A 23,860-nucleotide genomic window follows, 5' to 3' on the forward strand; every position below is an offset into this window, starting at 1 on the left:
ACATGGAAGTCAAGGTGTAAAGTCAAACGTAAGCCTACACCATCTAATGATATTAAGATAAATATTACCCCAAGATATTTACACATGGTGTAGGCGTAAAGATTATAAGATCATATGTATATAGCAAGCTGATGAACTCATTAACGAGACATCAGCTTTTTTACGGAATGTAAATCAATAGTTAGAGTACCTGTTGTATCCAGCTAGTTGTCGGTTCGAATCCGACCATTCCGATTATGGTAACTATCAGATGATAGAGGGATTAACATTCAAGATTCGCAGGGGTGGGAGCGAGAATGTAAAGGAGTTGTTTATAATGCTAAAGTCATGTAAGTATTGTATGAGAATACATGATAGTAAGTACGATTGTGGAAAGAAGCCACAGAGGAAGAAACAAGGTAACGATAAAGATAAGTTTCGATGGACATCTACATGGCAAAAGAAAAGAGATGAAATAAAAGAGAGAGACTTATATTTGTGTCAAGCATGTATTAGGAATCTGAAAGGAACATTAAACAGATATACATATTTCAACCTGTCTGTGCACCATGCGATATCACTGGAAGATGATTTCGAAAAGAGACTAGATAATGATAACCTAATAACATTATGTGAATTACATCATGAGATGGCAGAGCGTGGAGATATATCTTTAGACATAATATTAAACATCATAAGGGAGAAAGAGGAGAAGCAGTAGTATCCCCCCGGTAGTCAAAGTATATTATCAATGGTTTTCTTAACACCACGTGTCCACCATCACGCATAATTTATTCCCACATCAGCTTTTGAAAGGAGGTTTTGCAAAATGCCAACGCCACCAAAGCCATATATTGTATTAGCAAATGAAAATAAATCGCATAGAACAAAAAAGGAATTAAGTCAGAGAAAACAAGGCGAAGAAGCGCTTACAACTGGTGTTGTTATGAAGGCAAGACCAGAAGTAAAAAGCAATCCTATGGCTAATAAAGAGTTCAAACGAATCAATGATCTACTGAAAAAAATTGATAAAAACGATGCTATATATGAACCAGTTTTAAACAGATATTGTATGCTTCAAGCAGAATGTAAGGACCTTATCGAAAAAAGAGCTAAATTTTATGAAATAACATTAATGTTACAAGAAAAGTTCGATGATACTATTGACAATGCACCAGAAGATGAACAAGCGAAACTTATTAGACAGTTTGGTAGAGACATGGCTTGTTTCACCGAATCAATGTTAGAATGTGACAAACAAATACAAACTAAAAGGAAAATGCTATTAGATATTGAAAAAGAAAATGTCATGACCATAGCATCAGCACTAAGAAGCATACCAAAGAAAACTGAAAGCAAAACTAATGCTTTGCTAAAAGCTTTAGGCGGTGATTAGTTGATACGAGAAAGTAGAGCATATAAATACTGTGAATTTGCATTAATTCATGATAATAGAAAAGTTCCGAAGTATGTAAAAAAACAGTGTAAGTTATGGAAAAATGTAGCCGATGGTAATGATGATGAAGCATATATCGATGAAAAAGCTTATTCTAAGATTATAAAAATATTAGGTTATATGATTCATCCAGACTTAAATATTCAAATGGATATTGGTTTGTCAAACCATGCAATGTTACTTATAACAGCAACGTTTTGCACGAAGTTAAAGAATGACAAAGGCCTAGACATTCGTTATTACATAACAGTGCTAGAAGAAATAGCAAGAAAAAACTTCAAGACATTTGATTCTGCAGTAATTTTCATATTGTTAATGTTAACTGAGCCTAGATTTTCTAGGTTTTTTTCAGTTGCACCTGATCTAAAGTTATCAAAGGAATTACAACTTGCTATAAGGAAGATAATTAAATCAAGTCCGCTATTATGTGATGAACTAGAACCAGTTTTTAAAACGTTACGAAGCGAAATAAGATGTTTGCTAACTGAAAGTGAGTATACCCCATTAGCGTATTCAGAGGATAAAATGGATGGAAAACTTGCTAATGCATTTCTAGCTGATGAAGCAGGAGCAATGGATAGTTATCCGGTTGAATCTATGAGGTCATCACAAATTACATTATTGAACAAGTTAGGTATAATAATCAGTACTCAATATCCTAATGACAATAATGTTATGATTGATGAAATAGACAAAGCAAAGAAGACATTAGATGGATTAAGAGAGAATAAAAGAATGTTTTCTTTACTATTTGAGCCTGATGATGATTTACTTACTAATGACCAATGGCAAACAGACGACTTAGTTATATATCAAAGTAATCCTGTTGCTGTAGAAAATGAGTATATATTCGATGCGATAAAAGACATGCGTGAAGATGCTATTCTTTATGAGAATAAAAGAGAGAATTACCTTTGTAAGCATAACAATATTAAGTATAAAGGTCTCGGAGTAGAAGGATATGTTGATGTTACAAAAGTAAGAGAATGCAAGAGAAAGTCAGAAGACAATTGGTGGAAAGGTCGCAGAGTATGGTTAGGACTAGACTTGTCTATGTCAGATGATAATGTATGCGTTGATATGAAGACTTACGAAGGTGAAACACTGGAAGATTGTGAATTATACACTAAGACATTTGGTTTTATTCCTGCAGATAAAATAGACTTTAAATCAAAGAGAGAAGGTGTTGACTATAAAAAATTGATAAGAGATGGCAGTTGCTTTGCCTGTGGAGATGAAGTCATATCATATACGTTTGTTGAAAATTTCATACTTGCGTTGGAAGATAAATACGGAGTGGAAATTGTTCAGTTGGGTTATGATCGTTGGAACGCATTATCATCAATACAAAAGTTTGAGAATGCAGGTATAGAGTGCGTTGAAATAAAACAACATTCAAGTGTTTTACACTCACCAACAAAGTTACTTAAAGAAAAAATATTAAGTAAGAAGTATCATTATGATGACAATTTAATGTTAGAAATAAATTATCAGAATGCAAGATGTACTGAGGACACAAACAAGAATAAGTATGTTAATAAGAAGAAATCCACCGGAAAAGTTGACCAGGTAGTAGGCAATATAAACTCTACATACCTAATAGAGCAAGAGTTATTAAATAGTCAAAATGACTTCGTATTTCAAACAGGCTAGGAGGTAAGAAGGTGAGACTTTTTACGAGGAAAGAAAAAAGAGCAGAAGAAGTGTCATTCGAACATGCCTTATTGCAAGCATTATTAGCAAAGACTGAAATGACAAAAGACAAAGCAATGCAAATACCTACTGTGTCAGGAGCTATTAGCCTAATAGGCGATATAATAGCATCTACACCAATTAAACTATACAAAGAAAGTATAATGAACGGTGAAAAAGAAACAAAAGAATTTGATGACTATAGGGTTACTTTACTAAATGAATCAACAGGTGACACATTAAGCGCTAATGAGATGTGGAGGGCAGTTACTAGAGATTATTTTCTTGGAAAAGGTGCTTATATCTATATCAATAAAGAGCAAGGAAAAGTAAAAAGTATTCACTATGTTGATGAAAAAAATATTACAATACAGGAGAATACAGATCCAATCTTTAAAGATTTTGATATATCAGTACAAGGAACATTGTATAAGCCTTACGATTTTATAAAAATACTGAGAAATACGATAAATGGTGCTAATGGAGAAAGTATTGTATCCGAGAATGATTTGATATTATCAGTCGCATATAACGCTTTAAAATTTGAAGATGCACTTGTGAGAAAAGGTGGAAACAAAAAGGGATATCTTACAAGCGAAAAGAAAGTAACAAAAGAAACAATTGATGATTTAAAAGAGTCTTTTAGAAACCAGTATTCGAATAATGCTGAAAATGTAATTATACTTAACGAAGGATTGCAGTTTAAGGAATCATCTAATACCGCAGTTGAAATGCAGTTAAACGAAGGAAAGACTTCAAATGCTGCTGAGATATGTAAGATATTTCATATGTCACCTAATCTACTTAACGGTTCAAGCGCAACAATAAGACCAGAGGAAGAAATACAAAAATTTGTTAAACTCGCAGTTCTTCCTTTTATGAAAATAATCGAATCAGCTTTAAACGAGGACTTACTCTTAGAAAAGGAGAAGAAGTCCTTTTATTATGCTTTTGATACGAAAGAACTACTTAGAGGAAGTGCAAAAGATCGATTTGAAACTTATAAAACAGCTATTGATAGTAAAGTTATGACGATTGATGAAGCAAGGTATCAGGAAGATATGAAACCTCTAGGTCTTGATTTTATCAATTTAGGATTAGGTGCAGTACTTTATAATACAAAAACGAAAGAAGTATTTATAGCAAATACAGGTACATCGGTAGATATGGAAAATTTGAAAGGTGGTGAGAATTTTGAAACAAAATCTTAAGTTTATTATTAAATCTGAAAGAATGATCTCGGAAGAAGATAAAGAAAAATTAAGAACGCAACTTGAAGCATTTAAAAATGGAGAGAATGAAGCGATTGTAATAAATAATGCAATCACTGTTGCTGTTTTAAACGATAAAAATAAAATTCTAGCGATTTTATAATATCAAGGTGGTGATAATATGCGAATAGAAATTCGAAGTGATAGCGTAGTCATAGATGGATATGTAAATGCCGTAGAGCGCATGAGCAACCCGGTAATTACTCCGCATGGTAAAGTGATTGAGGTAATTGAGCAGCGAGCTTTTGAAAGAGCATTAGGAAGGGCAGAAAACGTTGATTTATTACTTAATCACGATAAAGAAAGAAAACTTGGATCAGTGGCCGATGGAAACTTAGAGTTATGGGAAGATAACATCGGATTAAGAGCGGTATGCTCAGTTACCGACAGTGAAGTAATTCAAAAGGCTAAAGAGGGAAAATTAAAAGGGTGGTCTTTTGGAATGTATGCTACAAATGATAGCATCGAGAAAAGAGCCGATGGATTGCCAATAAGACACATCAAGGACCTTGATATATTTGAAGTATCAATCATTGATAATCGAATGAATCCTTGTTACACAGCTACATCCATCGAAACAAGAGCGGATGGTGAAAAAGTGATTGAAAATCGAGCGAGTGAAAGTAAGATCGTTGTTGAAAATATGGTTGAAACACCTAAAGAAACTATTAATTACAGTGAATATGAAAACAGAATTATGAAACTAAAAGTCGGTAAATAACCGGCTTATTTTATTACAAAGAAAGGGATAACATATGAACAAATCAAAAAGAATCGCAGAATTTAGAGCAGCTTTAAAAGGATTAACAGAGCAAAGAGCAGATTTAGAAACTGAATTACAAGGAATTCTAGACGGAGCACAGGCTGAAACTAGAGCAATTACAGAAGAAGAAAGTACAAAGTTCACAGAAATTGAAAATAAGATTAAATCAATCGATGCAACTATCGAAGCGGAAGAGCGAGCAAGAAATATCAAAGCTAAGAAACCTGCTAAAGCTGCAGATGAAAGCAAAGAGGATGCTGAAATCAGAGCATTTGCTAATTATGTAAGAGGACAGTCAGGACTACCAACTGAAACACGTGCAGGTGAACAAAACTTAACAATGGGCAACAATGGAGCAATCATACCAGTAACGATTGCAAATCGCATTATTATGGCTGTAAAAGATATCTGTCCGATTTATGCAAAGGCTACTATTTATCACGTCAAAGGTACGTTAAAAGTACCTGTATGGGGTAAAGCAAATACCACACATGATATCACTGTTGGGTACCAGCAAGAGTTTGTTGACATTACGGCAGATGCAGGTGCATTTACAAGCGTTGATTTAACTGGATTCCTAGCAGGTGCATTAACCCTTATTGGTAAATCTGTTATTAATAATGGTGATGTTGATGTTGTTAACTTTATCGTATCACAGATGGCTGAGGAAATTGCTACTTTCCTTGAAAAAGAGTTATTAATTGGTACTTCTGGAAAAGCAACCGGTGCTCTCTCAACCGCTACAACATTAACAACTGCAGCAGCAACAGCTATTACAGCAGATGAGTTAATTGATCTACAGGCTAAGATTAAGCAAGTATACCAAGGTAATGCTTGCTGGATTATGAATCCAACTACATTTACGGCAGTAAAGAAGTTGAAAGATGCAAATAACAGATATCTACTACAGGATGACTATACAAGCGAGTTTCCTTATCGATTACTTGGAAAACCAGTTTATTTGTCTGATAATATGCCTGTGATCTCTGCTGGTGCTAAGTCTGTTTTATACGGAGACTTATCTGGATTATCTGTAAATATGCGCGAAGATGTTCAGATTCAGATTTTGTTGGAGAAATATGCTACTCAGCATGCAGTAGGCGTTGTTTCCTGGTTTGAGTTTGATTCTAAAGTTACTGATAATCAGAAGTTAGCCACATTGGTGCAGAAGGCATCATAGTTAGGAGATTCCTATGAAGATTAAGGCGCTTGAGAGTTTTTCAGGTGCCTTTTCTATGTATAAAGGTGAAATATGTGATTGTGAGAATAAAGAAGTTATCGAAGATCTTTTTCAAGCTGGATACATAGAAAAGGTTAAACCTGAAAAGCAAGAAAGGGATGTGAAATCAGGTGAAAGTAAGCGAAGTTCAAGTAAGCAACATCGTTGAGTATTTAAGGCTTGAAGATGAAGATTATTCGAAACCAGAAATACAGATATTGATTGATGCTGCTAAAGCTTATATCAGATCATATACCGGTCTTGATGATACAAAGATAGATACTCATGAGGATATTACTATTGCATTGTATGTACTATGCCAAGATATGTATGATAATCGATCAATGTACCTAGAAAAAAGCAATTTAAATAGAGTAGTTGAAACCATCCTCGGAATGCATTGTATAAATTTATTGTAGGAGGTTGCTATGGCTAGAATATTTAATCCAGGTGATTATAGACATAAAATAACATTCCTCCAGCGCAGTAATGGTTTTGATGAATATGGCGAGCCAGTCGACGAGTGGAAAGAATATAAAACTACACATGCAAGCAAAGAACCATTACTTGGAAATGAGTTTTTTAGCGCATTATCTAAGGACAGCAATGTTGATGTTAAATTCAACATGCGATATAAGCGTGATATTACCAGTGAAATGCGCATAAGGCATGGGTCAGATGTGTATGAAATTATAGGACCGCCGATTGATGTCAAATCAATGCATAAAGAATTACTATGCTACTGCAGGATGGTGAAATAACAGTGAAATCATTTTTTAAAATCGAAGGAATGAATGCACTACAAAAATCATTAGATAAACTTGGTAAAGTTCCGCAAAAATATGTAACAACTGCAGCAAGAAAAGGTATGAATATTGTACTATCTGGAGCAAAATCAAACGCACCTGTTGATTATGGATTCTTAAAAAAAGGAATGAAACTTAATGGAGAAAGATCAAAGGTAAAAGGTAAAAAGGTATTTAGTGTTGTATTTGATAGTGAATATAACGACATATACCAGAAAGACATAGTTAATCCAATTAATGCTCAAAGTGACACAGCATATTATCCATTTTCACAGGAATACGGCTATTTTTTAAGAGACGGTACTTATATGCCAGGTTTAAAATTTATTCATAATGCACTTAATAATGATGCACAGAAAGTCGAGAAAACAATTGTCGATACCATGAAAAAGAAAATAGATCAAGAAATAGCAAAGGCAGGGTTGAAGTGATGGAGAAGGAATTGAGATATGAAATCTTAAAAGCTATACCAGAATTAAACGATCAAATATACCCTACTAATGCACCAGAAGAAGCTAAGAAACCTTACTTGGTATATGCACGAATATCCACTAAAAAGATTAAAACTCTTGAAGGATATACAGATAAACAAGCACTGAGCTTTATGTTTTCAGTAATGGCAACTAAGTATGGTGACATGGTGAATTTAAGGGATAAAATTGAAAAAGTGCTGTTATCATTACCTCACAAGAAAGTCGGTAGTGATAGCAGTATTTTTATTGAAGATTTAAGTATAAACAATATCGATGAAACTTGGGAAAGTCAGTTAAAGATAAACAGAGGAATTATAGATTTTACAATTTATTATTAGAAAGGTGGAGTTAAAATGGCTAATAGAGCATTAGGAACAACATTAAAAAAGGGAACAGGGCCAACAGCTAAAACAATCGGTGGATTAACATCAATCGGTGGAATTGAAGTGACAGCTGATACAATTGATGTTACTACATTAGCTAGTGCCGGAGGATATCGTGAATTTATCGGGGCTTTTAAGGATGCAGGAGAAGTGCCTATCGAGGGATTTTTCGAGGCAGGTAGTGAGGCAAATCAAATAGATTTCCAAACATCAATTGATGAAGGTGTTGCGGAAGATTATGAAATTACATTCCCAACTACACCAATAGCTAGCTGGAAGTTTAAAGGCGTAGTAACTGGTTTTAAAGTTGGTGATGTTGACGTAGACGGTACTATCGGTTTCGGAGCCACAATAAAAGTTAGTGGAAAACCAACACTATCAATTACAGGAGCGTAAAAATTAGATTGGAAGAGACTAACGTATTAACGTTGGTCTCTTTTTTAAAAAGAAAGGTGATAAATATGAGTTATTATCAAATTGAATTAGACAAAACAAGAAACTTGAAATATGGAATGAGAGCAATTGATAGAGTAGAAAAAAAATTAAAAATAAAAATATCTCAGATGGATTTTAATAACTTAAGCATGGAAGAGACAGCGGTAGTAATATGGGCTGGACTGGTGCATGAGGATAAAAATCTAACACCTGAAAGAATCATGGATCTCGTAGATGAGTATTCAAATATTACAAAAATCGGTGAAGATATCACAAATGCTATTAACGAAGCATTTGGAATTAACGAATCAGTAGTGGTAGAAGAAAAAAACGAGTAGAAGGTAGCGAGAATGAAGAGTTTAGCATAGAAAACTCTTTTATCTTAGCTACCTCTATTAATATAAGCATATCAGAGTTTTGGGAGATTACTCCGTATGAATTAAGTCTAGCTTTAAAAGGATATAAAAAAGCAAAGGAACGAGAAGCAGAAGAATATAAAATAAAGTTTGAAAATCAGCGCGATCTTATGTTTATTCAAGCATACTTAATCAGTCGGTGGGTATGGCAAAAGAAAGTCGATATCGACAAAATTTTGAATACCAAAAAGAGCAATAAAAAAATGACAAATGAAGAAATGCTAGCGCAAGTAAAGGTATTAAATTCATTGTTTGGAGGTGAGGTGGTTATAGATGGGGCAGCAAAAGAGTAACTTTATTGTTCGTGGTGGTGCGGATTTTAGTAATATAAATAAAGGCCTATTAAATACTCAAAAGAAATTTAATACTTTCCAAAGTGGCATAAGTAAAGCAATGAAAGGTGTAGGCATTGCATTATCTACAATTGCGGTTGGAAAGTTCATTAAAGATTCTACAAAAATGGCTATGACAGTAGAATCATCCATGGATAATATTAACCGCAATATGCAAAAATCATCTAGAACATTCCAAATTTGGGTAAATACTCAATCAAAAGGATTAGGAATAGCCAGAAAAGATGCATATCAGTATGGATCTACATTTTCTAATTTGCTAGGTAGCTTCTTGAGTACATCTAAGGAAACTGCAGAGAGTACGCAAGAGCTTATGAAGGCAAGTGCTATTATTGCATCTAAAACTGGTCGTACATACGATGATGTGGCTAACCGTATTCGTAGTGGTATGTTAGGAAGCACCGAGGCAATTGAAGATTTAGGGGTATACACAAATATATCCATGATTGAATCTACTAATGCATTTAAAAAGTTTGCAAACGGTAAATCATGGTCTCAATTAGATTTTAAAGTACAGCAACAAATCCGATTAGCAGCTATTTTAGAGCAAACATATTCACGTTATGGTGATACTCTTGCGGAAACTACACAAACCAAACAAGCACGTTTTCTGGCTAGTCTAAGCAACATTAAACTAAATATTGGTCAAGCATTTTTACCAATTTATAATGTTGTTTTACCTGTACTCACAGCATTTGCAAATAAGCTAGAAGAAATAACGTCAATTTTTTCAGCTATGTCAGAAGCGTTCTTCGGGAAGGCAATTTCGATAGATATTGGTGATGCGGAAACAGGTTCAGATACATACACAGACTTAGGAAATTCTATTGAAACTGCGGGTAAAAAGGCTAAGAAAGCAGTAGCTCCATTTGACGAGCTAAAACAAGTAAATTCTAATACTGGGTCTAACGCTTCTTCAAATGGAAGTAATAATAAACCAAATAACTCTTTTACAGTAAATGCAACTAATAAAAACACTGGCTTTGTGAAATCACTAGAGAAATTAAAGGAAGTCTTAACACCAACGACAAAAGCACTTGGAAGGTTTGGAGATGCACTAAAACCTATAGGTAAATTTGTATTTGATAATATTATTAACTTTTATAATTATGGATTGAAACCGATTGGTAAATGGGTACTAGGGAATGGACTTCCAAGGTTACTTGACGTAGGAACAGGATTATTAAACTCTATAAATTGGAGTAAATTAACTGACGCATTAAAAAACCTATATGGTGCTCTTTCAAAATTTGTAATAGGTGTTGGTAGTGGCTTAATAACCTTCATTGAACTAATGGCCAGTATATTAAAACCAATTATTGCAACTACTGCTGATATGTTAGCAAAAGCTATTAATGGAATTGCAATTGCAATAAAAGCCATACCGGAAGATGTTGCTATAGCTATTGGTGGCGCTATAGGAGGTATTGTTACTGCTTTCTTAGGGTTCCAACTTGCTAGTGGAGTAATTGGAATTATAGGGAATCTTAAAGATGCTTTTAAAGGGCTATTAACATCTATTAGTGCTCATCCATTATTGTGGATTGCTGGTGGAATTGCAGCACTTGCAGGAGCTTCAGAAGCATTAGCTAAAGCAAAGTTTGATAGTTCACAGTTCGGACAATATATTAAGGGACTAAATGAACTACAAGAAAAAGCACGTGGATTTAATAAAGAAGTAGATACTATGCTAGAGAACTACGACAAAACAAAAGAGAAAGTTGAAATAGAATATGGAGCCGTTTCTATATTAGCCAATGAATACTTTAAACTTGCCGATAAAACAAATCTTACGAATAAGGAACAGGCATTGTTAGTATCTTATGCACAGGAGTTAATAAATAAGATTCCTGAACTTTCTGGATTAATAGATAGTCAGACTGGTGCTTATAAAGGAACTAAGGATGAAATCAACAGCTTAATCCAAAAGACAAAGGAGTATTATTTAGTACAGGCTGCGAGAGAGAACCTAATAGAGATCGCAAAGAAACAGTATTTAGCAGACAAATTAATTACAGAACAAACACAAAAAAGAAATGAAGTAGAGCAGAAGTTAAACGATAAGTTAAAAGAACAGGAAGAGTATTATAAAAATAACACATCTAGAACCATGGAAAAAATGAAGGCAGACGCAGGATATGTTTCACGTCTCAGCAGTGATATTTTTACACTTACAAAAGAACTTGGAGAATTTGATGTTACAATAAAAGATACCAAGGAATCTCAAAACTCTTTAAATAAAGAGTGGGAGTATGCAAGTGGTTTTATAGCTAAATATTCATCGACTGGTGAGGCTGATATTAATAAGGTTAAAGCTGCAGTAGAATCAATAGACCTAGCTTTAATAAAAGCCAATATATCCACAAAAGCCAAAGGCATGATTAGTGATTTTAATAAAGAGTTTAATAAGGACACTTCATCTAATGGAGCAATAAGTAGTTGGTTAGGTAAAATATCAGGAGCTGTCTCTAAATTTAAACTTCCTAATATCAAAGTTGGACTAGACGTTGATACAAGTAGTTTAAATAATATTAATGCAAGAAATCAGATAAAGGCAGCACCGTACGCAACCGGTGGTTTCCCATCAACTGGAGAGCTGTTTGTAGCGAACGAAAATGGGCCTGAAATGCTTGGTAAAATGGGTAACAGAAATGTTGTTGCTAATAATATGCAGATAACAGATGGTATTGAACAAGCAGCCTACAATGGGTTTACAAGAGCGTTAAAAGACAGTGGTGGACTAAAGACGAATTTAAGACTTGATACAAATTCTAAAGGACTATTCAAGGTGGTACAGGATGAAAGTATTGATTATTTTAACAGAACTGGTAGTCCTGCATTCGGATAATAAAAATGGAGGGAATTATGCTTAATGGATATTTATTAAAATTGGACGGAAAAATATTTCCTCTCAATTTAATGCAACCAAGTACATACACATGTACTCCAAATCAAATATTAGATGAAGATTCATACACGGATGGAGATGGTGTATTAAGACGTAAAATACTTCCTCACAAAAGAACAAAGATAGAATTTAATACTCCACCGATGCTCGAAAGTAACACTACAGAATTAAGGAATCTTTTAAAAAATAAAGATAAAGTAACTGCAGAATATTTTAACACTGGCACTGGACAATATGCGTCTGGTGCCTTTTACATTCCAGACGTTGAATTCATCATCTGTAAATTATATATTGAAAAAAAAGATATACTTTATGATTCGATAAGAATAGCACTAATTGAATACTAATGGAGGTCAACTATGTTAAATATCAGCGAATATTTAAAGAATATTTATAAAAACGATAACCTCCCTAGTACTGGTGAGTTAGCATATAAAGAATTAATACTTAAATTTTTCGATGGAACAAATACCTTAACAGTAACAAATAATCAGATAGTAAGTGATAGCTTTATGCTGTCAGAAAGTTTATGTTCCACTACAGATTTAACATTCGGAGGTTGCGAAGCATCTCAGCTTAAAGTAACTATTGCAGATGTTGAGACTGATCTAAAAGGAATGACGCTCACAGTCGTTCAGAGGGTTAATAACACCTATGAAATTCCACTCGGTGTATTTGTAATAGAGAGTGCCAAGAAACAAGCTGACAAACGCTTTAAAGACGTTGTAGCATATGACTATTGCAAGAAGTTAGATGTAGATGTTGCTGCCTGGTACAATGCACTAACATGGCCAATGACGATTAAATCTTTCAGACTATCATTATTTAATCATCTTGGTATTGGATATGAAGATCAAACATTGCCCAATGATAATGTAAGTATACAAAAAACTATATCACCTGAAAAGTTAGTTGCTCGTGATGTTGCAAAGAGAATCGGTGAGATTAACGGTTATTTTGGTCATATGTCAAGGGTAGGCAAGTTTAAATACATTGGACTTTCTGCCTTAGGGCTATATCCGAGTGAGACATTATATCCAAGTGAAGATTTATTTCCATCGGAAAACAATGAATTTTTAGGTACTGCAGGATACAAGAATAGTGAGTATGAAGAATACTATGTAAAACCTATTGATAAACTTATTATTCGTCAAGATGATGGTGATGTTGGTGTTTCAATTGGTTCCGGTGGAAATGCTTATATAGTTGAAGATAATTTTATTTGTTATGGTATGAATGCTACTCAGCTTACTAATATTGCAAATGCTATGTTCCTGGTAATTAAAAATAAATATTATCGACCTCATACGACTAACCTAATTGGATTACCGTATATGGAGGTTGGTGATGCAGTCTCAATCGTCACTAATAATGATGCTATTGAGACTTTTATTTTCAATAGAACATTGACAGGAATACAGGCTCTAAGTGACGAATATACGGCAACAGGAAACGAGACAAGGCAAGTAGATAATTCACTAACTTCAAAGGTTACTCAGCTTAAATCACAAACATTGAGAATAAAAAAAGATGTAGATGGGTTGGAAATAGAAGTTAATGGAGCTGATGGATTATCCACTAAGGTGAAACAAAATGCTAATGCAATAACTGCAGAAGCAAAACGCGCTATAGATCAGGAAGTTGAATTAGCTGCTACTCTATCTATCCAGGCAGGACAGATATCACAAAAGGTTAGTAAAGGAAATATTATTGCAGAGATTAATTTAACTCCTGAGCAAGTAAAAATCATTGGTTCCAAGATTGCTCTTGAAGGTTTAGTTACAGCAAATAATGCTTTTAAGATTGGACTAAACGGTGTAGCTTTAGCAACAACATTTTTCGTAGATGAACTAAAGCCAAATAATGGTACGAAAATAGATGCTACATCATTGAATTGTATGGAATTAAAGGTGCAAGGAGAGCAAGTAATGTCTTTCACTGGATTATCAAATGTTTTTTCTGTTATTGGACACAAACATGACAGTGATTATCCAAGTAAGTTACATTGGCATAGGTCAGATACCGATGTAATGGCTATAAGAGATACACCAACAAGTACAGGAAATTATGACGCGATACGTTTTGTAGATGGAGATGGTGGGAATAGAGCAGCAACTACAAACTTTGTGGTTAGTAAAATTAGCGGTACTTCTGATGAAAGATTAAAAGATGATATTCAACCTCTACAGGCCATGATAGATAAATATATGAAGATTGAGCCAATATCGTTTAAGTACAAAGATGGTACAACCGGTAAGATGGGTACTTGTTTTGGCGTTAAAGCACAGCAGGTAAAAGAACTCTTTCCGATGTATAAATACGATGTTGTTACGAAGAATAACAGCGATTTAAATGATAAAGAGAGGGAACTATGTCCTGATGGTATGCATGAGGTTAATTATAATAATCTACATGTTCTTACAATTCCGGTAGTACAGGATCATGAGCTAAGATTACGGATACAGGAAGAAACAATAAATGAGCAGAATGATAAAATAGAGAAACTAGAATCTATGGTTAAAGAGCTGCTGGAGAGGGGGAAGAATGAATAAAGCATATAGTAGAATTAACTGGCAGAATCAGCCTAGCACAACTAGCGCGGTAGGAGCTACAAATCTTAATAAAATGGATAATGCTATTAATACTATAGACGATAGAGTAGTTGGTATGGATACAACAAAGGCAGAAGTTACAGCAATCAATCCTCTTATCAAGTCTGTTTCATATAACTATGCTGACGGTGTATTGACATTTACTCATCAAAACGGAACCACGACCAAAATAGATACTGCAATGGAAAAGATAGTAACGAATTTTAGTTACAATCCTACCACACAAAGCATTGATCTAATCCTTGCCGATGGTTCTAAACAGAGCATAGATATTTCTTCTTTCATTAACAATGTTGATCTCGTTACATCAAATACTATTCAGTTCTCTGTAGATGCCACAGGAAAGACAAAGGCAGAGATTATCAACGGTAGTATTACAGGGGATAAGCTACAAACTAACTACTTAGCAGATTGTCAATTAGCAAAAGAAAAATCAGAAAATAGCGCAAATATGGCTAAAAGGTATGCAGTGGGTGGAGTTGTTAGTGAAGATGTTGCAGATAATGCAAAGTATTATAAAGAGCAAGCAGAATTAGCAAGAGATCAGGCACAAGCAATAGTAGGTGTAGGTATTGCAAATGAAACAACACCAGGTCTTGTTAAAGGTGGTGGAGATGTAGTTATCGAAGCCGATGGAACCGCTAATGTGCCAAATAAGATAGATGTTAATAAGATTGCACATAATGCTGCTACAACTCAACTCGGATTTGTTTTAGGCGCAGAGGTAGGTACAGATTTACAAAATCAAGTTACTAAGTTAAATGAATCTTTAAAGTACTTAGGGTATGCCAGTAATTATCTCCATGCCAATGCAGGAACTGACTTGCTTTCATATGTTCTAGCAAATGCCCCGACTAGAGGAATTTTATATATTAAAACATCAACGATAACAGGAATCCCAACGAATTCTAACATTGATTGGAGTACTGGATTTGCAACTTGTGAAATGAGTGCTGATAAAACCATACAATTAACTATGTTCAATAGATTGACTGGTGAAAAATATACTAATACTTATTGGCAGACAGGATGGAAAGGTTGGGTCAACGAATCTTTGCAACCCCAAAAAATTGACTGGTTAGATACAATTACTAAAACTGGAAAGTACTTTATCGAAGTAAGAGCCGATAATAAGCATCATTTTCCAACTGGGAATCAAGTTTCTGATGCCTATATTGTAGACGCTGTTGTATATACAGATTACGTGGCATTATTTTGCGGTCAAGTTGCTTATAGTAGATTTTTTTATAATACATTAAACATTTCTAATAAACAACTAGGAACTCCTAGAGTGCTAGAATAAATCATTATTTAGCGAACTAAGAAGGGAGATATTATGTGGATTTCAAAAAAGAGATTTAATGAGTTAGAAAAAAAAGTTGATACCATTCTGCAACATCAAAGCACAGGTAATCAACAAACACCGCTGTCTAGTATGACATGTGCGATTAAAGAAGCAGTTGTAAGTGGTCTTGATAAAAATAGAAGCGCAGAAATAAAAGTCAAACTGGATGGAAATGCAATATACGAATCAATTGTTTCAGCGAGAGGTAAAACATCTACTATGAAAATCGATGAACAAGGAATTATAATTCGGACATTCTAATCATGAAGGGAGAAAAAATGGAACAAATTAAACTAAAAGACGGTACCTTAATAGAAATTATAGGTGCTACAAGTAACTCATTTGCTATTAATGTTACCACATCACAGGATTTCAAGGATACCTATGATAAGTTAACAACAAGCAATTTAGAGGAATATAGCATTGTTAACGAGGAAGGAGAAGCACTTGCATTTTTCAGAGATAAAGAAGTTAAATCTGCAAGGCTAGATGGTGACATAGCTACATTTGATCTTAAAGATGTAGACACGACAACGAAGCGAATCCGTGCACTTGAAGAAACTGTAGACACTTTAGTTATGGAAACATTGGGGGTGTAGACTATGTATGAAACATTAAAAAGAATTTATATCAACACCAGAAACCTTGAAGTATTAATCAAGGCAGAAGAAAAAGGCTGGATCACAGAGGAACAGAAACAACAGATTATTGATGATGTAACAAAATAATATTGGTAGCATACATACGGGCGCTTATGGCGCTCTTTTTGTATGCAGAAAGGACTATATGAATGAAGCTTTAATAGTGGCGTTACTTTCATTGGTTGGGACTGCTTTTGGAAGTGTTGCTGGTATTATGACGGCAAACAAGCTGACGAATTACAGAATAGAGCAACTAGAAAAGAAAGTTGAGAAACATAACAATGTCGTTGAAAGGGTGTTTAGATTAGAAGAGAAAGATGCTGTACATGATGAACAATTAAAGGTTGTAAATCATCGTATAGCAGATATAGAGAAGGTGTGTTAATGAAGAAAAAGAAAAAGGCTAAGTATTCTAAGTTTATAGTTTTTATCGTTATAGTCTTAAATGCATTATTTGCATACAAGACACTAAGTGTGTTTGAAGTAACAGGGAATGAGCCTACTACTTTAATTGCTGCATGGTTCGCATTTACAACAGGTGAATTATGGATACTTGCCGGTATTAAGAAATCTAAAACAAAAACGGAGGTAAAGGAAGATGAAATTTGAAATATTTTTAATGTTGTTACTCGTGGTATCCGTGTTAACCAGTCTTTTCGTGGAAGGAATTAAGAAACTTTTAGATGAAAGAGGAAAGACGTACTATTCCAACATGCTAGCCGGAATTACATCAATAGTGTTATCGGTATTCGTTGGTTTTGCTTATGTCATTTTGGTTCAAGTAGCTCTCAACATTCAGATGGCGGTATACTTAATCGCGCTGATTTTATTGAGTTGGTTATGCAGCATGGTGGGATATGACAAGGTATTACAGGCAATAACACAAATTAGGGGAGGCGAAAAAATTGAGTAATTACAAGAAGTTAATGACGGATCAGCAGCTAAAGGAAAAAGTCCTAGATATTGCTACCAATTTTAAGACATGCTACCTTTATGGTGGTACTGGCCAGCTAGTAACAAATGCGATTATCGACCAAAAGTCTAAACAACTCCCTTCTTGGTACACGTCATCACGTATTACAGTACTTAAAAAGTTAGTAGGCAATGGTTATTATGGCTTTGATTGTGTTAACCTAATTAAAGCTATTCTATGGGGTTGGGAAGATGGCAAGATGGGTAAGTATGCATCTAATACGGTACCAGACACTAACGCAAACGGGTTTATAAATTTATGTGAAGATGTAAGCACAGATATGACAAATATCAAACCTATGGAGTTAATCTGGTTCAGTGGACACGTTGGTCTTTATCTTGGAAATGGCGAGTGTGTTGAATGTGCCCCATCATTAAACAAAGTAGCTATCACTAAACTTACTTATCAGAATAAGTGGTGTAAGCATGGTAAGCTTCCATGGATTACGTATACTGAAGATGTTAAGCGGAAACTTGAGCTAACCACTCCATATATGCGCGGAGATGATGTTAAAAAGCTTCAGAAATTAATGGGAGTTACACCAGATGGAATTTATGGACCTGCAACAGATAAGAAAGTAAAAGAAATACTATCCGCCATAGGAATGTAAAAAATAGCCCCTCGTTATTCTGAGGGGCTAGTAGTTGTAATAAACTTAAAGTTTATAAAAAAGAAATATCGTCATTAAAATATTCAGTAATGTTATAACAGTAAAAAAAACTACACATGATTTTATTGTTTTCAAGTGCTTAACTTCTCTTGCTTTAATAAATATGTTTAACTCACTTATGTCAGGAATGGCTTCATAGACGGTCCAACTGTCAGCCCCTATCTTTTCACATACTCTCTCTGGATCAATACTATCCTTAGAATCAGTTTTTACAACTTCAATATCTATAAGTTGTGCATCATAAAGTTCCTGATAAGTCTTCTTGTTCATATTTCCTCCTCGAATTCCCATAACATAGTATAATATTACCATTAGAGACAATATTAATCAATACAAAAAGCATGTTGCTTTCCAATACTGTTAGAGTATATAATTAAGAAGAAATATTTCATATATAAATTTGTTTGTGAAAATCAATGAAACAATATTGAACTAAGTGTAGTCAAAATGTAGTCAAACAAAACAAAAACACAGTAAAATAGCATATTGTAGGTATATAAAGTAATGACTCGAAATCAGGTTGCCTGCAAGGACACGTTGCTTATAGAGACTAAATAATAAAAAAATACTCAACTTTCCCATTTTAAAAAGCTAGCTAATGCTTGAAATAATCAGGACCACCCGTTTAACAGGTAGTCGTGATTTTTTTATATAATGAGATTATTTAGTGAAACAAATATAATTGACATAGTGATATAATATATAAAATTAGAGTAACGATAGGAGTTATAATTCGACAAAATTTAGTAACTGGAGGATAAAGCATGAAAGAAATTGAAATGAAGATGAGTGAGATATGCGATTTAATTGGGATTTCTCCTCAGGGAGTTCGCTTGTATGAAAAGTATAATGCAATCGAATCGTTTAAGTGGCATGGCAATGGATATCGATATTATTATTTTGAAAATCTTGGACCGGCGATAGGATTAAGAAGCTATCGTAACCTAGATATACCTATTAAAGAAGCAGCAAAGTTATGTAATGGAACTATTCCTGGTAAAATAAAGGAAACACTTTTAAAAAGAGAAAAGGAAATATTATATGAAATAAAAATGAAAGAAGCTCATTTAAAATGTATTAAGGATATGTCACTTTTAATAGATGATGTATTAAATAAATATAATAAATTCTCTTGTTGCGAAAGACCTGCAATGTACTATTTGAAATGTGAAGAAAATAACGAAATATTAAAGGGTAAAGAGGATAGAAAGTTAATAAGATCCTGGAGTGATAAGTTTCCATTCGTTAAATTTTGCCCGATAATAGAGTACAAAAATTTAACAAACAATGTAATAGCAAAAGTTGGATTATGTGTTAAAGAAGAGTTTGCAGAGTTTGTACCTAGATTAGATAATCTGAGAGTGAAATATTATAATACTAGAAAATGCATTGGGGGAGTTGTTAGGGTAACACAAGATACTGAAGATTATTATAGCGTAGTGGAACCAGGATTAAATTATTTAAAGGAAAATAATTTAGAATTAGATGGCGATATATTATCGATATTAATAGCACCCACTATATTAACTAGTGAACCAGAAGAAATTATAGCTGATTATCATTATATTTGGATGCCTTTCAAATAAAATCTAGATATTGATAAAAAAATGACGAAGTATGTTGACCCCAAACTAGGTGTGGGGAATATAATGAAAATAATGGCATAATCTTTACATAATATTTAAGAAAAAGAAAAGGAGTCGAAAAATGAAAAAGATAAAAAAGATATTAGCTATTATTATGTGTACATGCTTATTATTTTCTATGGTTGGATGTAGTAAAACTGAAAATAATGTAGGACTTGGTTATACTGCTGGAACTTATACAGGTGTAAGTAAAAACGGTAAGAATGGTCCTGTTAAAGTAGAAGTTAAGTTCAGTAAAGATAAAATTGATTCTGTTAAAGTAACAGAACACAAAGAAACAAAAGGACTTACAGATAGTGCCATTGAAAGAATCCCTAGTGAGGTGGTAGAATATCAATCATTAAATATCGATGCAATTTCAGGTGCAACAATTACATGTGATGCTATTCTTGAAGCTGTTGCTGATTGTGTTAAGCAAGCAAATGGTGATGTTGAAGCTTTAAAGGCAAAGAAAGTAGATAAAAATGTTTCAAACGAAGTAGTTGAAAAGAGAGCTGACGTAGTTATCATTGGCGGTGGTGCTACAGGAATGAGTGCAGCAATTTCATCAGCACAGAGTGGAGCAGAGTCAGTTATAGTATTAGAAAAAGCATCATCTATAGGAGGAAATGCCATTGTAAGTGGTGGTTACTTTGAATATATAAGTGCCCCAGATGAGTTACGTCCAGAAAATACTGAAGGATATACACAAGTTATTGAGAACATATTAGCTATAGAGCCAGTTGATGAAGTTCATGCTGATATGCAAAAAGAATTAAAGAAACAATATGATGAATATTTAGCAAGTGGCTCAACAAAGGTATTTGATTCTACATATCTTGCTGCATTAGATTACTTACAATTAGAATCCTATTCTACACCTGAAAGTATGTTTGGATTTGCTACATTACTAGATGATACAGCTAATTGGTTAACAGAAATGGGAATGACTTGGAAGCCGTTAACAGGTATAGTTGGTTATACATGGCCAAGATGGTCTTCTCCATTAGAAGGATATGAAGGTCATGGATACTTTGATCTTTTCAATAAAACAATTGAAAAGAATAATTATCCAGTAGAAATTATGACTGAAACTCCAGGTAAAGAGTTAATCGTTGAAGATGGAAAGGTTGTTGGAGTTGTAGCAAAAGATAGTAAGGGTACTGAATACCGTATTAGAGCAAATAAAGGTGTTGTTATAGCTACAGGTGGATTCTCTGCAAATATGGAAATGGTAAAGAAATATAATACAATGTGGGAAAGTATAGAAGATGTTACTGCAACAACAAATGTAGGAACTATGACTGGTGACGGTATTGTTATGGCTGAAAAAGTTGGAGCTCAACTTGCACTTATGGATGACATAATGCTATTCCCTATGGCGGATCCATTTACAAGTACAACAGAGAATATTGTTGGAGATGATGGAGATGCATTATTCGTAAACAAAGAAGGAAAAAGATTTGTTAACGAGACACTGGATAGATATACATTATCAGCTGCTGTTTTAGAACAACCAGATAAGATGCACTACCTAATTAGTGATAATACAAATTCTTTAATTAAAGATGGACATACTTTTAATGGATATGATGTAGAAGAGATGATTGAAAGTAAACAATTATTCCGTGCTGATACATTAGAAGATTTAGCGAAACAAATAGGTATTGATCCAGAAGTATTTGTGGCTACTATTACTAAGTATAATGAGTCTGCAAAGAACTTTAAGGATGAAGAATTCGGAAGAATTTCTTTCTCTAAGAACAGTACAATTGATGAAGCTCCTTACTATGCATTACCAAGAGTTGTAGCAAGACATATTACTGGTGGTGGATTAGTAAGAGACGATCAATATCGTGTACTTAACGAAAAGAATGAACCTATCGAAGGGTTATATGCAGGTGGAGAAGTGACTGCAGGTATGTCAGGTATTTCATCATTTGGAGATGGTATGTATATAGGAAAAATTTTATTCGATAAATAAATACGATAGATTTATAAGTATTAAAGAATCTTCATTTATTAACGGCTAATCCCCTTAAATTGAGATATCTTGGGACTGAGTTTTGTATTGAACAGGACTCAGTCCTTTTAAATTTCTCTTAACACGTATGTTATCAACATTGTAATGATAGTCAAATATAGAACACTCCCGATATTGACGAATTATCATAACAATAGAAAAATTGGTTGAAAATACAAGTAGTCTGGTATATTATGGATAAGTGAACACTTAATAAATCAAATAAAATATAAGAGGCGCAAATTATGTTAGCTAAATTAAATCATTTAGTAAAAGTTAAAAAACATCACAAACCAATCTGTCTTCTAATCACTCTCACATTGTTACTGGGACTATTCCCTCTTTCCCTTCAATCAGTAAATGCAGCAACTAAATTTGTTGGAATAGAAATCGAACAAAAAATAGTAGTAGCAAAAGTTGGAGACAAGGTCGAGCTAAAGCCTATGGGGTATTATTATCTAAATTTATTTGGGGATGATATCGATACACCGTGCTACGAAGATGTAAGTAATGTCAAATGGAAATCCAGTAATACCAAGATTGCTACCGTTAGTAAAAAAGGGATATTAACAGCCAAAGCACCGGGTAAATGCATTATTACTGCAACCTGGGGAAAGAAAAAGGCACAATGCAAGGTTCGCATTTATACGGAAAAAGAGTTATACGATAAGGTTTTAGATGCTGATATCGCCCATGAAGATGTTTTTATGGCGTTAACCACCAATTATTATAAAAACTATGATTTACTATATGATACTGAGATGTTTGAAGAAGTTTCCGAAAAGAAAGTCCAAGCAGCAAGGAAAGCGAAAGAAATCATTGATACTGTAGTAACTAAGGATATGTCCGATTACGAAAAAATGATGGCAATTGCTGAGTGGATTATTGAGAACATTCAAGTAATTGATAATTATAAAAGCAAATTTACAAAAGCGAATTTAAGAACCTATGAAAAAGGCTACTATTATCTGGATCCACTGTTATCTGGAAAATCAAATGAAATGGGCATTGGCTTGTTATTTGAACTTCTCTTAAATGTCTGTGGTATAAGATGTGAACTTGTACATGATGCCGGAAGCTTTCATACAGATCAAGGAGAAGAAATCTATCTTACTTTTAGCAACGCAGTCGAATTAGACGGAGCCTACTATTATTTTAATATTATGCAATTAGCCAGCGATATGAAAGAACTTCGTGAAGAAGGTAATAAAGATTACTCCTTTTACGAATTCATTGTCTCTGAGAATGAAGCAGTAAATCAGTTTGTACATATTACTACCTGCATGGAAAAAGAAGATTGGATAAAATATGGCACTAACCCAAGACCTACAAATTTTGATAGTCAAAGAAACCATAATGTAATACTAGGTTATAATCTTAATAAAATCTCTGTGTACAGCTATTATTTTTATGATTTTTATAATGAAGCATTTCGTTTTGTAACGAAGAAGGAAGATATAGCAAATCAAAATATTAGCTATAAACCATGTATCCCTGTGCTACCGTTTTATCCTGATTCTACCGCTACCAAGTACAAAGAAATTTTCAATATTGAAGCCGCTTTCAATAGTAAAATAGTACAAATTGCAAATTCTGCAGACACACTCTATCAGACGAAGTTAGAGGGTGATCCTATTAACTCATTAGACATTTCTGCTTTAGTTTCAGATATCGCTGCTATTGAAACAGAATTTGCAAGTTTACAAAGCACTTTTGCAAATAAAAACTTGATTAATTTCATGAAGTATAAAATTGCTGAAACGAAAGCTACGATAACGAAATTACAATCATAATATTACAAAGGAAGAGTTGAGGTA

At 33.8% G+C, this 23,860-nt stretch carries 30 protein-coding genes and 1 tRNA gene; 29 read left to right on the plus strand and 2 right to left on the minus strand.

Annotated features, from left to right (window positions below; translation table 11 throughout):
* Positions 1-163 precede the first annotated feature (163 nt).
* The 26 genes from RTP52_RS12975 (at position 164) to RTP52_RS13100 (ending at position 18,335) form a co-directional block, all read left to right on the plus strand.
* Positions 164-234, plus strand: a tRNA-Tyr gene (locus RTP52_RS12975).
* An 82-nt stretch (positions 235-316) separates the two neighbouring features.
* Positions 317-700: an HNH endonuclease gene (locus RTP52_RS12980; RefSeq protein ID WP_312371838.1), complete on the plus strand. Its 384-nt coding sequence runs from the start codon at positions 317-319 to the stop codon at positions 698-700.
* A gap of 108 nt (positions 701-808) precedes the next feature.
* Positions 809-1,375 (plus strand): hypothetical protein, encoded by a 567-nt coding sequence (locus RTP52_RS12985; protein WP_312371840.1) that lies wholly within the window; start codon positions 809-811, stop codon positions 1,373-1,375.
* Positions 1,376-3,088: a terminase TerL endonuclease subunit gene (locus RTP52_RS12990; protein ID WP_312371842.1), complete on the plus strand. Its 1,713-nt coding sequence runs from the start codon at positions 1,376-1,378 to the stop codon at positions 3,086-3,088.
* An 11-nt stretch (positions 3,089-3,099) separates the two neighbouring features.
* Positions 3,100-4,338, plus strand: coding sequence for a phage portal protein (locus RTP52_RS12995; RefSeq protein ID WP_312371844.1), 1,239 nt, complete (start codon positions 3,100-3,102; stop codon positions 4,336-4,338).
* A complete protein-coding gene (locus tag RTP52_RS13000; RefSeq protein WP_312371846.1) occupies positions 4,322-4,501 on the plus strand; it encodes a hypothetical protein in 180 nt (59 codons plus the stop codon). The genes RTP52_RS12995 and RTP52_RS13000 overlap by 17 nt, the downstream gene beginning before the upstream one ends.
* An 18-nt stretch (positions 4,502-4,519) precedes the next feature.
* The gene (locus tag RTP52_RS13005; RefSeq protein WP_312371849.1) at positions 4,520-5,119 is read left to right on the plus strand and encodes an HK97 family phage prohead protease; all 600 of its coding nucleotides are present in this window, start codon (positions 4,520-4,522) and stop codon (positions 5,117-5,119) included.
* A gap of 34 nt (positions 5,120-5,153) precedes the next feature.
* Positions 5,154-6,341 (plus strand): phage major capsid protein, encoded by a 1,188-nt coding sequence (locus tag RTP52_RS13010; protein ID WP_312371852.1) that lies wholly within the window; start codon positions 5,154-5,156, stop codon positions 6,339-6,341.
* Positions 6,342-6,354: 13 nt separating this feature from the next.
* Positions 6,355-6,549 carry a hypothetical protein gene (locus RTP52_RS13015; protein ID WP_312371855.1) on the plus strand — a complete coding sequence of 65 codons (195 nt, stop codon included), beginning with the start codon at positions 6,355-6,357 and terminating at the stop codon, positions 6,547-6,549.
* Complete coding sequence (locus tag RTP52_RS13020) at positions 6,512-6,799, plus strand: head-tail connector protein (RefSeq protein ID WP_312371858.1); 288 nt, start codon at positions 6,512-6,514, stop codon at positions 6,797-6,799. Before RTP52_RS13015 ends, RTP52_RS13020 begins: the two co-directional genes overlap by 38 nt.
* 9 nt (positions 6,800-6,808) lie before the next feature.
* Positions 6,809-7,141 carry a phage head closure protein gene (locus RTP52_RS13025; RefSeq protein WP_312371861.1) on the plus strand — a complete coding sequence of 111 codons (333 nt, stop codon included), beginning with the start codon at positions 6,809-6,811 and terminating at the stop codon, positions 7,139-7,141.
* A 2-nt stretch (positions 7,142-7,143) separates the two neighbouring features.
* Positions 7,144-7,617 carry an HK97-gp10 family putative phage morphogenesis protein gene (locus tag RTP52_RS13030; RefSeq protein ID WP_312371864.1) on the plus strand — a complete coding sequence of 158 codons (474 nt, stop codon included), beginning with the start codon at positions 7,144-7,146 and terminating at the stop codon, positions 7,615-7,617.
* A complete protein-coding gene (gene gp17, locus RTP52_RS13035) occupies positions 7,617-7,997 on the plus strand; it encodes a tail completion protein gp17 (RefSeq protein WP_312371867.1) in 381 nt (126 codons plus the stop codon). The genes RTP52_RS13030 and gp17 overlap by 1 nt, the downstream gene beginning before the upstream one ends.
* Before the next feature lie 15 nt (positions 7,998-8,012).
* Positions 8,013-8,438, plus strand: a complete 426-nt coding sequence (locus RTP52_RS13040; RefSeq protein ID WP_312371870.1) for a phage tail tube protein — start codon at positions 8,013-8,015, stop codon at positions 8,436-8,438.
* Between the two features lie 65 nt (positions 8,439-8,503).
* Positions 8,504-8,815: a hypothetical protein gene (locus tag RTP52_RS13045; protein WP_312371873.1), complete on the plus strand. Its 312-nt coding sequence runs from the start codon at positions 8,504-8,506 to the stop codon at positions 8,813-8,815.
* Positions 8,816-9,166: 351 nt separating this feature from the next.
* On the plus strand, positions 9,167-12,094 hold the full coding sequence (locus tag RTP52_RS13050; RefSeq protein WP_312371875.1) for a hypothetical protein: 2,928 nt from the start codon (positions 9,167-9,169) through the stop codon (positions 12,092-12,094).
* A gap of 17 nt (positions 12,095-12,111) precedes the next feature.
* Positions 12,112-12,501, plus strand: a complete 390-nt coding sequence (locus tag RTP52_RS13055; protein WP_312371877.1) for a DUF6711 family protein — start codon at positions 12,112-12,114, stop codon at positions 12,499-12,501.
* Between the two features lie 12 nt (positions 12,502-12,513).
* Complete coding sequence (locus tag RTP52_RS13060) at positions 12,514-14,706, plus strand: tail fiber domain-containing protein (protein ID WP_312371879.1); 2,193 nt, start codon at positions 12,514-12,516, stop codon at positions 14,704-14,706.
* A complete protein-coding gene (locus RTP52_RS13065) occupies positions 14,699-16,069 on the plus strand; it encodes a hypothetical protein (protein WP_312371882.1) in 1,371 nt (456 codons plus the stop codon). Before RTP52_RS13060 ends, RTP52_RS13065 begins: the two co-directional genes overlap by 8 nt.
* A gap of 33 nt (positions 16,070-16,102) precedes the next feature.
* Positions 16,103-16,372, plus strand: a complete 270-nt coding sequence (locus tag RTP52_RS13070) for a hypothetical protein (RefSeq protein WP_312371883.1) — start codon at positions 16,103-16,105, stop codon at positions 16,370-16,372.
* Between the two features lie 17 nt (positions 16,373-16,389).
* Positions 16,390-16,710 (plus strand): hypothetical protein, encoded by a 321-nt coding sequence (locus RTP52_RS13075; protein WP_312371885.1) that lies wholly within the window; start codon positions 16,390-16,392, stop codon positions 16,708-16,710.
* 3 nt (positions 16,711-16,713) lie between these two features.
* A complete protein-coding gene (locus RTP52_RS13080) occupies positions 16,714-16,839 on the plus strand; it encodes an XkdX family protein (RefSeq protein WP_312371887.1) in 126 nt (41 codons plus the stop codon).
* Between the two features lie 58 nt (positions 16,840-16,897).
* Positions 16,898-17,137, plus strand: a complete 240-nt coding sequence (locus RTP52_RS13085) for a hypothetical protein (protein ID WP_312102719.1) — start codon at positions 16,898-16,900, stop codon at positions 17,135-17,137.
* Positions 17,137-17,361 (plus strand): hypothetical protein, encoded by a 225-nt coding sequence (locus RTP52_RS13090; protein ID WP_312371889.1) that lies wholly within the window; start codon positions 17,137-17,139, stop codon positions 17,359-17,361. Before RTP52_RS13085 ends, RTP52_RS13090 begins: the two co-directional genes overlap by 1 nt.
* Complete coding sequence (locus RTP52_RS13095) at positions 17,351-17,665, plus strand: aminopeptidase (protein ID WP_312371892.1); 315 nt, start codon at positions 17,351-17,353, stop codon at positions 17,663-17,665. Before RTP52_RS13090 ends, RTP52_RS13095 begins: the two co-directional genes overlap by 11 nt.
* Entirely contained in the window at positions 17,658-18,335 is a 678-nt protein-coding gene (locus tag RTP52_RS13100) for a C40 family peptidase (RefSeq protein ID WP_312371895.1), read from the plus strand. Before RTP52_RS13095 ends, RTP52_RS13100 begins: the two co-directional genes overlap by 8 nt.
* Positions 18,336-18,380: 45 nt before the next feature.
* On the opposite strand, the gene RTP52_RS13105 is transcribed toward RTP52_RS13100, so the two are convergent.
* On the minus strand, positions 18,381-18,665 hold the full coding sequence (locus RTP52_RS13105; RefSeq protein WP_312371897.1) for a hypothetical protein: 285 nt from the start codon (positions 18,663-18,665) through the stop codon (positions 18,381-18,383).
* Between the two features lie 494 nt (positions 18,666-19,159).
* Here RTP52_RS13105 and RTP52_RS13110 point away from each other — a divergent pair, with 494 nt between their 5' ends.
* Together RTP52_RS13110 and RTP52_RS13115 are read left to right on the plus strand one after the other, a co-directional pair.
* Positions 19,160-19,981 carry a MerR family transcriptional regulator gene (locus RTP52_RS13110; protein WP_312371900.1) on the plus strand — a complete coding sequence of 274 codons (822 nt, stop codon included), beginning with the start codon at positions 19,160-19,162 and terminating at the stop codon, positions 19,979-19,981.
* Between the two features lie 121 nt (positions 19,982-20,102).
* Positions 20,103-22,004 (plus strand): FAD-dependent oxidoreductase, encoded by a 1,902-nt coding sequence (locus tag RTP52_RS13115; RefSeq protein WP_312371902.1) that lies wholly within the window; start codon positions 20,103-20,105, stop codon positions 22,002-22,004.
* A gap of 54 nt (positions 22,005-22,058) precedes the next feature.
* On the opposite strand, the gene RTP52_RS20560 is transcribed toward RTP52_RS13115, so the two are convergent.
* Positions 22,059-22,193 (minus strand): IS3 family transposase, encoded by a 135-nt coding sequence (locus tag RTP52_RS20560; RefSeq protein ID WP_369124611.1) that lies wholly within the window; start codon positions 22,191-22,193, stop codon positions 22,059-22,061.
* Positions 22,194-22,288: 95 nt separating this feature from the next.
* Between RTP52_RS20560 and RTP52_RS13120 the strand changes: the two genes are divergently transcribed.
* Positions 22,289-23,836, plus strand: coding sequence for an Ig-like domain-containing protein (locus tag RTP52_RS13120; protein WP_312371903.1), 1,548 nt, complete (start codon positions 22,289-22,291; stop codon positions 23,834-23,836).
* Positions 23,837-23,860: the final 24 nt, after the last annotated feature.

The sequence above is a fragment of the Lachnoclostridium sp. genome, assembly GCF_031997925.1.
In the GTDB taxonomy this organism is placed as follows: domain Bacteria; phylum Bacillota; class Clostridia; order Lachnospirales; family Lachnospiraceae; genus Lachnoclostridium.